The 12,329-nt window shown below is 70.2% G+C and carries 9 protein-coding genes; 7 read left to right on the forward strand and 2 right to left on the reverse strand.

The features are described 5' to 3' along the window. Nucleotides 1-65: 65 nt before the first annotated feature. The gene (locus ACZ7LS_RS17920; RefSeq protein ID WP_385132780.1) at nucleotides 66-2,327 is read left to right on the forward strand and encodes an FUSC family protein; all 2,262 of its coding nucleotides are present in this window, start codon (nucleotides 66-68) and stop codon (nucleotides 2,325-2,327) included. 447 nt (nucleotides 2,328-2,774) lie between these two features. Here the strand turns inward: ACZ7LS_RS17920 and mptB are convergent, their stop codons facing one another. Further along, a complete protein-coding gene (gene mptB / locus ACZ7LS_RS17925) occupies nucleotides 2,775-4,337 on the reverse strand; it encodes a polyprenol phosphomannose-dependent alpha 1,6 mannosyltransferase MptB (RefSeq protein WP_382515694.1) in 1,563 nt (520 codons plus the stop codon). Between the two features lie 720 nt (nucleotides 4,338-5,057). Between mptB and ACZ7LS_RS17930 the strand changes: the two genes are divergently transcribed. Then, nucleotides 5,058-5,855 carry an AfsR/SARP family transcriptional regulator gene (locus ACZ7LS_RS17930; protein ID WP_382515691.1) on the forward strand — a complete coding sequence of 266 codons (798 nt, stop codon included), beginning with the start codon at nucleotides 5,058-5,060 and terminating at the stop codon, nucleotides 5,853-5,855. On the opposite strand, the gene ACZ7LS_RS17935 is transcribed toward ACZ7LS_RS17930, so the two are convergent. After that, complete coding sequence (locus ACZ7LS_RS17935; protein WP_382515688.1) at nucleotides 5,839-6,846, reverse strand: bifunctional lysylphosphatidylglycerol flippase/synthetase MprF; 1,008 nt, start codon at nucleotides 6,844-6,846, stop codon at nucleotides 5,839-5,841. The genes ACZ7LS_RS17930 and ACZ7LS_RS17935 overlap by 17 nt on opposite strands. A gap of 385 nt (nucleotides 6,847-7,231) precedes the next feature. Here ACZ7LS_RS17935 and ACZ7LS_RS17940 point away from each other — a divergent pair, with 385 nt between their 5' ends. From ACZ7LS_RS17940 to ACZ7LS_RS17960, 5 genes are all read left to right on the forward strand, one after another. Next, complete coding sequence (locus ACZ7LS_RS17940) at nucleotides 7,232-8,740, forward strand: aldehyde dehydrogenase family protein (RefSeq protein WP_382674921.1); 1,509 nt, start codon at nucleotides 7,232-7,234, stop codon at nucleotides 8,738-8,740. Nucleotides 8,741-8,850: 110 nt separating this feature from the next. Further along, nucleotides 8,851-9,990, forward strand: a complete 1,140-nt coding sequence (locus tag ACZ7LS_RS17945; protein ID WP_385132784.1) for an acyl-CoA dehydrogenase family protein — start codon at nucleotides 8,851-8,853, stop codon at nucleotides 9,988-9,990. Between the two features lie 14 nt (nucleotides 9,991-10,004). Next, a complete protein-coding gene (locus ACZ7LS_RS17950) occupies nucleotides 10,005-11,342 on the forward strand; it encodes an aspartate aminotransferase family protein (RefSeq protein WP_385132787.1) in 1,338 nt (445 codons plus the stop codon). Continuing rightward, nucleotides 11,335-11,850, forward strand: coding sequence for a type II toxin-antitoxin system RatA family toxin (locus ACZ7LS_RS17955; protein ID WP_385132790.1), 516 nt, complete (start codon nucleotides 11,335-11,337; stop codon nucleotides 11,848-11,850). The genes ACZ7LS_RS17950 and ACZ7LS_RS17955 overlap by 8 nt, the downstream gene beginning before the upstream one ends. Further along, nucleotides 11,850-12,326 (forward strand): hypothetical protein, encoded by a 477-nt coding sequence (locus ACZ7LS_RS17960; protein WP_382515677.1) that lies wholly within the window; start codon nucleotides 11,850-11,852, stop codon nucleotides 12,324-12,326. The genes ACZ7LS_RS17955 and ACZ7LS_RS17960 overlap by 1 nt, the downstream gene beginning before the upstream one ends. Nucleotides 12,327-12,329 lie beyond the last annotated feature (3 nt).

A 12,329-nucleotide genomic window follows, 5' to 3' on the forward strand; every position in this document is an offset into this window, starting at 1 on the left:
GCCGCGCGCACGGCGGCGAAGGCGACCCCGCGGAAGACTGCGGGAGGACAGGAGAGTCCGGCAGCGTGAGAGCAGGGACACGACAGGCCGGCACCGGCGCCTGGGATCGCTTCGCGGCATCGGACCCGGGGCTGCTGCGGCTGATGGCGGGGCTGCGGACGGTCGCGGCGATCGCGCTCACCCTCCTCGTCCTCGCCCTGCTCGGCACCGGCGTCACGTACCTGGTCGCGGGCGCCATGACGGCGATGGTCTCCACCTTCGCGATCAAGGAGCGGCAGGTACGCGACCAGGCGATCACGCTCGCGCTCGGCCTGCCGGTCGCCCTCGCCGCGATCTCCCTGGGAGCGCTGCTGAGCACCCGGATCATCGCGGGTGACGTGCTCTTCATCGCCCTGATCTTCGCCGCCGTCTACAGCCGCAGATTCGGCGAACGCGGAACCACGCTGGGCCTGATCGGCTTCCAGGTCTACTTCGTCGCGCTCTTCGTGGGAGCCCGCCCCGCCGGTCTGCCCGTACTGTGGGCGACCCTTGCCATCGGCTTCGCGTGCAGCGCGATCGTACGGTTCGCCGTCGTGCCGGAAACGCCCCAGCGCGAACTGCTGCGGCTCCGCGATGCCTTCCGGGCGCGGCTCGCCCAGGTCGTGACCAGTCAGATCGAGCTGCTGGACGCCGCCCCCGAGCACGTGGACAAGGTCCTCGACGATCTGCGGCGGCGCACCGCGCGGCTGCACGAGGCGGCTCTGATGATCCAGAGCCGGCTGGAGGAGGGCACGCGCGACGCGGCCACGGCGGCGCTGCTGCAACGCCGGATCGCGGACGCCGAGATCGCCACGGAGCGGCTGGGCGTACTGCTGCTGAACGCCCGCAGCGCCGAGCGCGCGGACACCCTGACGCTTCATCTGCCGAACGCGCCCGCGCCGGCGACGGGAAACCTGGTGACGGCCGCCGACGGTGATGTGATCGGGACGCTGCGCCGGGACCTGAACGCACTGCACCTGCTGATGGCCCGCGCGGGTACCGACGACCGGGGTACGGCGTTGGCGCACGTACGCAACAGGCTGCTCGGCTACCGCGACGAGGAACGGCTGCCACGCGCCTCGGACGCCGTCCAGGACGTCTTCCGCGGCATCGGCGAGGTCGCGCGCGCCGTCCTGGGGCTGCGCCTCGCGCTGGACGGGCCGCAGGACGAGTCCAGCGACTCACCGGCGACGACGCGGTCGCGTGAGGAGTTCGACGCCGAGGATGTCTCGCTCGCCGGTGCCGAGGAGGCCGACGAGGAGGACCGCACCGGCCTCCGGCGCCCCACCACCCGGGCGGCGTTCCAGGTGTCGGTGGGGTCGGTGCTGGCCATCATCGGCGGTGAGTTCCTCTCCACGCAGCGCTGGTACTGGGCGGTGCTGACCTGCTGGGTGGTCTTCCTCAACACCGCGTCGACGGGCGAGATCCTGGTCAAGGGCTACCGCAGGGTGCTCGGTACGGTCCTCGGGGTGGTCGCCGGTGTCGTGCTGGCGGGGCTGGTCGGCCACCACACCTGGCTCGCGTTCACGCTGGTCCTGGTCTTCATCTTCGCCATGTTCTTCACGGCGCCGCTGTCGTACGCGCTCATGTCCTTCTTCGTCACGGCGATGCTGGGACTGCTCTACACGCTGCTGAACAAGTACAGCTTCGACGTGCTGGTCCTGCGCATCGAGGAGACGGCGCTCGGCGCGGTCTGCGGAATCATCGCTGCCGTGCTGGTGCTGCCGGTGCACACCGACCGCCGTACCGACGAACTGCTGGGCACGGTCCTGGACCGGCTCGGCGATGTGGTGTCGGCGGCGGTGGAGCAGCTCAGCGGCGGCCCCGCGTCCGATCTGCTCGGCAAGGCACGGGATCTGGACACGGCGCTGGACGAACTGCGTGATTCCACCGCGCCGTTGACGCATCCGATCTCCCCGCTGCGGGTCCGGCGCAGGACCGTGCGCTATCTGGTGGCGCTGCTGGAGACCTGCGCGTATCACGCCCGTTCCCTGGCGGCGACGGCGGAGTTGGTACCGCAGAGCAGGACGGTCACACCCGACCCGCGCCTGGGGCGGGCGGGGCGGCGTATCGGGCACAACATCGAGGTGATCGCCGCGCGGGTCAAGGACGAGAGAACCGAGGGCGAGGTCGAGTCCGGCGCGAGTATCGCCTCCATGCTCAGGACCGACGCCCCGGGCGCGCCGCGCTCGGACACGGTGACCGCCCGCGTGCTGCGCCATCTGCAACGCCTCGACGAAGGCGTGGCGGGTCTCGCGCGCCCCCTCGGCGTACCGGTCGCCGACCGCGCGGAGCGCAGGGCGGCTTGAGCCCGGTGCCCCTCCCGGCACGGTTCGCCCCGTCGCGGCACGCCCTGGAACGGGGGCTCGGTGAAGAGTTCGCGCAGCCGGCGGGCGCTCTCGGCATCACGCGCGGCGCCCGAGCCGGTCCCGGTGTCGTCGCCGTCGCCGTACGCACCGGGGAAGACCCGGCCCCAGGAGCCGGCACGCCCGATCGCGCTGAGCCGCCACGTCAGGCTCACGGCGCGCCGCAGGTCCCCGGTCGTACGCCGTGCCGCGCGGCCCGTGAGCGGCGAGCCGACGCTCGGCCCACCCGAGGGCGGCCTCCCGCCATCCCTCCCGTTCCCAGGGCGTCACTCCTCGTACCGCCCGCGGTCCATACTCTCCGGACTCTCCGACGCGTCACCTCGCATCGCGCCATCCCCTCACCGCGCCCGCCGGGTCTCCATCCGGTTTCGTCTCGCTCCGGAGTCTCGGCTATGTACGGTGTGCGGCGACGGCGAGCCCGTCAACCGGCGCCTGGACCGGGTCCGGTGTCGTCCGTTCACGGCGGACGAGGAGCGTGCCGATCACGCAGGCGACGCCGACCAGGACGAAGCCGTACCACGGGGTGGCCCCGGAGGGATGGGTCTCGTAGACGAGCGCCGCCGACAGCACGGTCAGCACCGTGCCGGTACGGCCGTACGGCCTGGTGGCGGCGATCACCGTCATTCCCCAGAGCAGGTACCACGGCTGCACCATCGGCGAGAGGGCGACCAGGGCGAGGAGAGCCAGCCCCAGGGCATGGACCGGATCCAGCGGACGCGCACGTTCCGAGGCAGAGCCGGTGTCCGCACCAGAGCCGGTGTCCGAGGTACAGCCGGCGTCCGAAGCGGGGCCGGTGTCCGGGGCGCGAGTCGCGTCCTGGCGGGCACGCAGCGTCCGCCACGCCAGGCACGCGATCAGTACGAGCGCCGCCCCCAGCCCCAGGTTCTGGACGGCGGCCTTGACCGGGCCGGGGTCGGTCCCGATCAGCAGGTGCAGCAGTTCACCGAGGCCGAGACCGATGTCACTGGTGACCGAGAGCGCGGTGTGTATGGTGCCCGCGACGCTCTGGGTCCTGAGCCAGCCGAAGCCGGTGCCGCCGAGCAGCGTCGCCGCGACGGCGACCGCCACCGCGGCCAGACCGGGCGCCACCCCCTTCGCCACCCGCCGTACGAGCGGTCCGGTCGCCGCCGTACCCACGTACACGCCGATGAACAGCAGCGCCATCGCCGCAGGGGACTTGACCATCATGGCGAGCCCGACGAGCGCGCCCCCCACGATCCACCTGCCGCGCAGGGCGAACACCACGCCCGCCAGCATGAGACCGATCATCAGCCCGTCGTTGTGCATGCCGCCGATCACATGCGTGAGCAGCAGCGGATTGAGCGCCCCGAGCCACAGCGCGCCGCTCTCGCTCGTGCCGCGCTCCCGCGCGAGCCGCCGCAGGGCCCACACGATCAGCAGCAGCGCGCCCACGGCGATGAGGCGCATCCCCAGCACGGCGGGGACGATCGTGCCGCCCGTAACCCAGGTCACGCAGCGCGCGAGGATCAGGAAGAACGGACCGTACGGCGCGGGGGCGTCGGTCCAGTTCCCTCCGACACTCGCGGCGGCGTCGCCGCCGAGCCCGGCGGGGTCGAGGACGGACGGGCCCGCGCTGTAGACGTCGTGTCCTTCGAGGACCATCGCGCCCTGGGCGATGTAGCTGTACACATCGGCGCTGTAGAGCGGCGGCGTCAGCGCGAGCGGGGTCGCCCACCAGGCGAGGGTGATGAGCGTGTCGCGCGTGGCGGCCCCGGTCCTGCCGTACCGCCACCAGGCGACGACGAGCAGGGTCAGCCCGGCGTAGGCCAGGACGGCGCCCGCCACGGTCACCGCGGACCCGGACCCGTGGGGCACCCAGATCCCCCATGGTTCACGGTCCGGCAGCGTACCGGCGACCCAGCCGCCCGCGGCGGCCGCCAGGGAACCGGCCGCGCCCAGCCGGCGGTATCCACCGGCGCTCAATGCCCACATGACCGGCCAACCTATCGAACGACCGCACGGGCCGTGTCGGCGAGACCGTCCGCGGCCGGCTGCGCCGGTACGGGCCGGGGCACGGGAGAGGACGGCCGCCCGCAGATACGCGTACGGGGCACCCTGGCCCGCCGCCGGTACGAGACGGGCCTCGTGACACCGTCGTCCTGAGCCGGCGCCTGGAAGCGCCCGCCCGAGCCCGACGGGACGGGCGGCGACAGGCGGGAAACGGGCAGGGCGGCGGCCCCCGTTCGGGGGTGGGCACCGACCGGAAACTGACGGCCCCTGGATGCCACCTCACTCGGCACGTGTATGGCAAAGAACCGAACAAATTCAGATCAACGAACACCGCCCGTTTCAGCGGCTCCGGGCCGCCTCCGCGGGAAGCACGGCGAGGCAAGGACCTGTTCGGAGCTGGGGCACTCAAGCGGAACTTCGGATTCGGTCGGCGGCGGCGCCCGGCGGCCTCTTCGGCGTTTTCTCCTCGCCCCAGGAGAAGCTTCCGAACGATGTGGCGTGCGCCCACCTCTCGTTGGCGTGATATCCGGCATGGAACGTCGAGATCGAGCCAAATTTCATGGCCGACACATCCTACCTGTCGTGCCGCGCCCTCTTACCTACGAGTAGGACGTCACTATCGACAGGTACGCAGGGTTGGCCCCGGGGGAGGCGTTCCATGCGCCTGATCCCCGGTCGCATCAGAAAGGCAATGGGCACCAATTGCAGATCAATCTTCTGGGACCGATGGAAGTAATGGATGACGGGGTTCAGGTCCGGATACCGGGAGAGAAATTACGCTCGATCCTCGCGGCACTTTCGTTATCGGCGGGGCGCTCCGTTTCACGAAGTGAGCTCATCGACGAACTATGGGGCGAGGAGCCGCCGAACAGCGCCGAGAACTCATTGCACGGTCATATCGCCCGGCTGCGCCGGGTGCTGGTCGCGCACGGCGGGAAGGCGGCTCTGCGCAATGTCATCCGGACGTCACCGACCGGATACGTCCTGGAACTGACCGAGGAGGACGTCGACGCTTCCCGGCTTCTGCACCTGGTGGCCCGCGCCGAAGCGGCGAGCGCGCACCACCCCAGAGGCGCCGTTGATCTGCTGACCGAGGCGGTATCACTGTGGCGGGGCCCGGCGCTGATCGACGCGGGGCACGGAATGATCTGTCAGGTCGCCTACACCCAGCTGGAAGAGATCAGAGTGGGAGCCTACGAGAGGCTTTTCGATATCCGGCTCCGGCTCGACCACCCCCGGGCCGTCATCCCCGGCCTGGAGCAACTGCACGCCAGGTACCCGCTGCACGAGCGGTTCTGCGAACAGCTCATCACCGCCCTCTACCTGTCCGGACGGCAGGCCGACGCGCTCAACACCTACCACCGCACCCGCGAGTACCTGTCGCAGCATCTGGGCCTTCAGCCCGGACACGGACTGAGAGACAGGTTCCAGGACATCCTCCGGCAATCCCCCCATCTCTCCATATCCGGGGCCGGGGAAGAGGTCATACGGACTTCGTGACCCGGAGGATCTGCCAGATGGCACCCAGCCTCGCGCGCCCGTGGAAGGCCAGATACTCCGGAAGTACCAGCTGAGGGCCCCACTTCTCCTTGTAGGCGAGCTGGCTGGCCGCGGGATAGACCTTGTCGCCGTGGTCGGCCAGCAGCCGCATGATCTTCCGGGTGGCCGCGCTGGCCTCGGGCGGATCGTGCTCGGCCGATAGTCCGGTGAACGGGGTGAAGCCGAAGTGCAGCCACTCCGCCCCTTCCTGGCGGAACATCTCCAGCGCGGTGAGATTGATCGCCTCCATCACCCCGGGAGGCGCGTCAGGGAGCCGGCGGCTCAGGTCGTGGAGCCACCCGGGACGTGAGCCGTACGCGGGTGAGTACGAGATATACGCGATGGGCACTCCGTCGAGGCGGCCGAGCATCAGCCGGCGCGCGTGCTGTACGGGCCCGCCCAGCTCGCCGACCAGGAACTCGATCTCCTTGACATGACGGCCCTTGCTCCGCAGCCACGCGCCGTCGATGCCGGCTATGTCCGCCGCGCACTCCTCGTGGGAGACCTCCGTCACCTCCAGGCCGCTGCGCCGGGCCCGCGAGATCTTGTTGCGGAGTTTCATGAAGCGCGTTCCGCGCAGGGCGAAGTCGGGCAGGTGCACCGAGTACGACGAGCCGACCTGATTGACCGTGAAACCGCATCGGACGTACAGCTCCACGTCCGAGGTGAGGACCTGTACGGCGACGACCTTCCGGCGCCGCCGGCGCGCGTGCGCGAGGAAGGCCCGCAGCAGCGTCTCGCGCTGTTCCGGCGCGGCGTGGACGCCGCCGAACTGGATCAGATACGAGCCCGCCTCGCGATAGGCGACCACCCCGTCCGCCGCCGGATCGGTGAAGTACGCGTTACCGGAGTTGAGCGCGAGGAAGGCGCTGGGATTGTCGCCGTCCTTACGAAGCTTTTCCAGCACTCCCAGTACTTCTTCGTCGGATACCTCTCCGCTGCGCGTCGTCATCTCACTCCCGTTGCCTGAGGCGTCGAGTTACCGGGCGGGTGCCCGGGGACATGCTCCTCAGAGCCTCTTCCATTTCCCTGAAACGGCCGTCTCAGCGCCGTCTCAGCGCCGTCTCCGAGGATTTTCAGGTGGCCATGTGAAAGTCATAGCCACCACTTGGAACTGCGAACATTCCCGTCTGCCGATGGGAAATGGAGAGCGGAGGGGCTGCGTGAGCAGCGATATCGCGACGCCTTCGGCGTCAGGAAAAGAAGATTCCGGAGCGCCTCGTCAGGAAGTCCCCACCTACCTTTCCCTCATCGACGGAAAGGCCGTTCCGAGCGGGACCTGGGTGTACGTGGTCGACTCGGACGCCCTGCTCGACGATGCCTTTTCCACGCTCACCATGAAGCGGAAGCTGGAGAGCGGGCGCATTCCCGCCGAGAACCTGCCGGCCACCATTGTCGGCCGGGTGGCGCGGGCGGACCGTCAGACCACGGATCTGGCGATCGAGGCGGCGGCCGCGGCCGCCGCGCCCTGGGCGGCGTTCCCCCCGGAAACCCGGATCGAGCAGTTCGGCACCCTGCTCTACCGCAGGCTCGCCGAGCAGGCCGAACGGATCACCGAGGTGCTCGTCCAGGAGGGGCACCCGCTGGCACTGGCCCGCTGGCAGGTGTCCGGCGCGCTGGAGGTGTTCGGGCCCGAGTCACTGGGCTTCTACCGCAGCCAGATGCTCCAGGAGTACCGGCACGGCGAGCGGGAGATCTCGGTACGCCGCCGCCCCGACGGTGTGGTCTGCCTCAATCCCCCGCAGAACGCGCCACTCTCCAGCGCGCTGCTCGGTGTGACGGCGATCATGGCCGGCAACTCCCTGGTCGTACGGGCGCCGCGGAGCGCTCCGCTGGGCGTCATGTACGTACTGCAGGAGGTGGTGGCGCCGGTACTGGCGGAGCTGGGCGCTCCGTCCGGCACCCTCGGTGTGGTGTGCGGCGACCCGGCTCCGATGCTGGACGCCTGGCTGGAGAGCCCGCTCGTCGACGACATCATGTACTTCGGCAGCAGCGAGAACGGGATGCGCTTCCAGGAGCGCTGCATCGCGGCGGGCAAGAAGCCGATTCTCGAACTGGCCGGCAACGACGTGGTGCTGGTGTGGAAGGACGCCGACCTGGACCTGGCGGCCGAGGCCATCACGGAGAGCTTCTACGGGTCCGGCCAGTTGTGCATGATCCCCAACCAGGTGGTCGTCCACCCGGACGTCAGCGACGAACTCGTCGCCCTGCTGGCCGGGAAGGCGGCGCGGATCAGGCCCGGCCGGTCGTCGGAGGAGGGCGTGCTGCTCACTCCGGTGCTGCGCAACGAGAAGTTCTTCTCGTGTCTGCGTGACGCCCTCGACCGGGGCGCGGAGCTGGTGTGCGGCGGGCACGCGATCCAGGAGGACGGAACCCGTGACACGGCCGGGATCTTCCTTGAGCCCACGGTGGTGCGGATACACGGACTTGAGGAGGCCCGGGAGGTCCAGGCGGTCCGCGAGGAGACGTTCTTCCCGCTGCTGCCGGTGATCGTGGCCGAACCCGCCCCCGACGAGGTCCTGCTGGAGCGGTTCATCGACTTCGTCAACAGCAACGCCTACGGGCTGCGGAACTCGGCGTGGGCACGGGACCCCGGGGTGGTCGACCGGATCGTGACCCGGATCACCCAGGGCGGGCTGCTCAAGGTGAACGACTCCCACATCGGGTTCCTGCCCTATCTGCCGACCCACGGCGGGACCGGGCTCACCGGGGGCGTGTTCGGCGAGGCCAACTACCCCATCCTGCGCACCTCTCACATCCAGGGCGTGAGCGTCGCCGCCGGCGCGCGTCCCTCCGAGGCGGTGTTCGGCGCCTGGAAGGCCCTCCAGGCCGCCGCCGGCCGCTGACCGCACCGCGCACCGGGCCCGTACGGCCCGTACGGGACCCGTCGCACACCCCGCGGCCCAGAGGCCATCACGACAGAACGACGACGGAACGACAGAACAGAGGGGGATCCATGCGCTCGTTGGAAGCCGCACGCGAGACGTGCGAATCATTCCTGCCCGGCCTGCTCGATCTGCTCTCCGGCACCCCGCTGGAAGAGCTGGAAGCACCGAAGAACCCCGCCCTCGACCACTTCCGCGCGGCCGGCGGCCCCGGTCTGGTGATCCCGAAGACCTATGGCGGGGCGGGAGCCGATCCGCTCCAGGCCCTCGCCGTGGTACGGGCCCTGGCCTCGCGGGCACCGTCCCTGGCGATCGCCACCACGATGCACCACTTCTCGGTGGCGACCCTGTTCACGCTGGCCGGGTCCATCCAGAGCAGCGGTATGGAGTGGGCGCTGCTCGAAGGGATCGCGGAGCAGCGGCTGCTGGTCGCCTCGGGCTTCGCGGAAGGCCGGCCGGGGCGGGGCATCCTCTCGCCGATGATGTCGGCGTCGAAGGCGGACGGCGGCTTCGTGATCAACGGCTCCAAGAAGCCGTGCAGTCTGTCGCACTCGATGGACCTGCTCACCGCCAGCGTGGCGCTGCCGACCGACAGCGGTGAGCCGAGGATGGCGGTGCTGCTGATCCCCCGGGAGACCGAGGGGGTCAGTGTCCATCCGTTCTGGGGAAGCAGGACCCTCGCGGGCGCGGAGAGCGACGAGGTGCGGCTCACGGACGTCTTCGTCGACGAGCAGCTGCTGATGCGCACCGAGCCGGAGGGCGACGCCGGGAATCTGGACGATCTCCAGACCGTCGGCCTGATCTGGTTCGAACTGCTCATCTCCGCCTGCTATCTCGGCATCGTCAGCGGGCTGGTCGAGCGGGTCGTCGACGGCGGCCGGGGCAGCGACTCCGACCGCGCCCGGGTGGTCACCCGGCTGGAGACGGCCGCCCTGCTGCTGGAGGGCACCGCCCGGATGATCAGGGACGGCGAGACCGGCAACGCGGCGCTGGCCCGGACGCTCGTCGCCCGGTACGCCGCCCAGGACGCGCTGGGCGACGCGCTGAACCAGGCCGTCGAACTGCTCGGCGGCACGGCCTTCATGTCCTCTTCCGACGTGGCCTACCTGGCCGGCGCCGCACACGGTCTGTCGTTCCACCCGCCGTCGCGGTCCAGCTTCACGGGTCCGTACCTCGACCACGTCGCGGGCCACCCCCTGCGCCTGACCTGAAGAGAGGGAGATCCATGCCATCGACGACACCGACATCCGTTCTTCCGCCGGCCGCGCCCCCGGCCGTCCCCGCCGCCGCGCCCGCCCTCGGGCGTGAGGAGCTGGGCAGGCTGTACCGGGCCCGTCTCAGCAAGGGCCGGGCGACCCTCGGCGAGCTGTTCGGCGGGCACATCGAGGTGGCCTCGGAAGGTGCCTGGGTCACCACCTCGACGGGCGAACGCTTCCTGAACTGCGGCGGATACGGCGTCTTCCTGATGGGCGCCCGGCATCCCACCGTCATCCGGCAGGTCGCCGAGCAGCTGGCCACCCACCCCGTCGCCACCCGCCTCTTCCTCGAACCGCAGGTCGCCCTGGCCGCCGACGCCCTGGTGTCGGTGGCACCGCGAGGACTGGAGCGGGTGCACTTCGCGGGCTCGGGGGCGGAGGCGGCCGAGACGGCCATCAAGCTGGCCCGCACCCGTGGCCACCACCGGCTGATCGCCATGGAGAACGGCTATCACGGCAAGACCATGGGCGCGCTCAGCCTGACCGGCAAGAGTGTGTTCCAGGACCCGTTCCGGCCGCTGCTGCCCCAGACCGGCCATGTGCCGTACGGTGACGCCGCCGCCCTCGAAGCACAGCTGGCCGCGACCCCCGGCGAGGCGTGTGTGTTCGTCGAGCCGGTGCAGGGCGAGGCAGGAGTGGTGATCCCGCCCGCGGGCTATCTGCGCGCGGTGCGGGAACTGTGCGACCGGTACGGGGCCTTCCTCGTCCTGGACGAGATCCAGACCGGTCTGGGCCGGCTCGGTTCCTGGTGGGGCGCCGACCGGGAGGACATCAGCCCCGATGTGCTGCTCGTCGGCAAGGGGCTCAGCGGCGGCGTCGTTCCGGTGTCGGCCGTGGTCGCCACCCGGGAGGCGTTCAGGGCCTTCGACCGGGACCCGTATCTGCACACGTCCACGTTCTCCGGGGCACCGCTGGCGATGGCCGCCGTACGCGGGGCGCTCACGGCGATGCACGAGGACGACCTCGTGACCCGCTCCCGCGAGCTGGGCGCCGAGATCCTCCCGGAGCTGGACCGTATCGTCCGGTCGCACTACGGCGACGCCGTGCGGGAGGTACGGGGCCAAGGGCTGCTGCTGGGAATCGAGTTCGCCCAGCCGGGGCCGGCGGGCGATCTGCTGATCGAGCTGATCATGAACGGCGTCATCGCCAACCACTCCCTCAACTCCCATCTCGTCCTGCGCTTCACCCCGCCGGCCGTTCTGACCAGAAGCGACCTGGACTACTTCTACGAGGCGGTCGACCGCGCGTGCCGCGCGCAGGGCGCCCGGTACGCACCCACAGCAGAAGGTGACAAAATCCATGCGTAGCGTGCAAGTGAAGGTCCGCGTTCACGACGTCGACGCGGCAGTGGCGTTCGATCGCGTCAGCGCGTTCGGCCGGTACTCCGAGTTCACCGAGGTCATCCGCTCGGTGACGTCCCGTCGGGAATCCGGCACGCAGGAGGTCAGCGACTGGGAGGTCTACTTCCGCAACGGCATCCTGTGCTGGACCGAGACCGACCGGTTCGACCGGGACGCCCTGACCATCACCTTCGAGCAGACCGACGGCGACTTCGCCGAGTTCGCCGGTGTCTGGCGGCTCGTCGCGGACGGCGGGGACTGCGTGGTCGACTTCAGCGCCGAGTTCGACTTCGGTATCCCCAGCCTCGCGGGCATCCTCGACCCGGTCGCCGAACGGGTCTTCAAGGAGACCATCGCCCGGGTCGTCATCAGCCTCTTCGAGGGCAACGCCTCGGTGGTCGGCGACGAGGCGGTCGCCCGCGCCGTCGCCGAGTTGACGGCCGCGCCCGTCACCGCCGCCTCGGGATCGCGCTGATGGACGGCAAGAACCTCTTCGAGACGCGTACCACCTACCGGCTGATCCGGCTGGAGTACGGGCTCGGTCTGGTGATCGCCGCGGCCTTTTTCCTCACCCATCTCGACGAGGTCAGATGGCTCCCCGCGATCGGGCTGTTCGTCTATATCGACCTCATCGGATACATCCCCGGGGCGATCGCCTACCACCGCAGCGCGACCAAGCGGATACACCGGGCCTACTACGTGCTCTACAACGTCATGCACAGCCTGGTCACCCAGACCCTCGTGGTGCTCGCGTGGATCTGGCTGTGGGGCCCCGAGTGGGCGCTGCTGGTCATCCCCATCCATCTGTTCGGCGACCGCGCGCTGTTCGGCAACTTCCTCAAGCCCTTCGCGCTGGAGTTCGAGCCGGTGGCCCACCCCGCCTACGCCCGCTTCACCGACCAGTTCGACGCCGCTCCGGCACCCGCCGCCGGCACACCCACGAACGTCTAGGCT

The sequence above is a fragment of the Streptomyces sp. NPDC039430 genome, from assembly GCF_055639435.1.

Bases quoted from the DNA above. Each gene is read 5' to 3' on its own strand.
- mptB (WP_382515694.1), bottom strand. From the start codon at position 4,337: ATGTGGGCATTGAGCGCCGGTGGATACCGCCGGCTGGGCGCGGCCGGT.
- ACZ7LS_RS17935 (WP_382515688.1), bottom strand. From the start codon at position 6,846: ATGACGACGCGCAGCGGAGAGGTATCCGACGAAGAAGTACTGGGAGTG.
- ACZ7LS_RS17940 (WP_382674921.1), top strand. From the start codon at position 7,232: ATGAAGCGGAAGCTGGAGAGCGGGCGCATTCCCGCCGAGAACCTGCCG.
- ACZ7LS_RS17945 (WP_385132784.1), top strand. From the start codon at position 8,851: ATGCGCTCGTTGGAAGCCGCACGCGAGACGTGCGAATCATTCCTGCCC.
- ACZ7LS_RS17950 (WP_385132787.1), top strand. From the start codon at position 10,005: ATGCCATCGACGACACCGACATCCGTTCTTCCGCCGGCCGCGCCCCCG.
- ACZ7LS_RS17955 (WP_385132790.1), top strand. From the start codon at position 11,335: ATGCGTAGCGTGCAAGTGAAGGTCCGCGTTCACGACGTCGACGCGGCA.
- ACZ7LS_RS17960 (WP_382515677.1), top strand. From the start codon at position 11,850: ATGGACGGCAAGAACCTCTTCGAGACGCGTACCACCTACCGGCTGATC.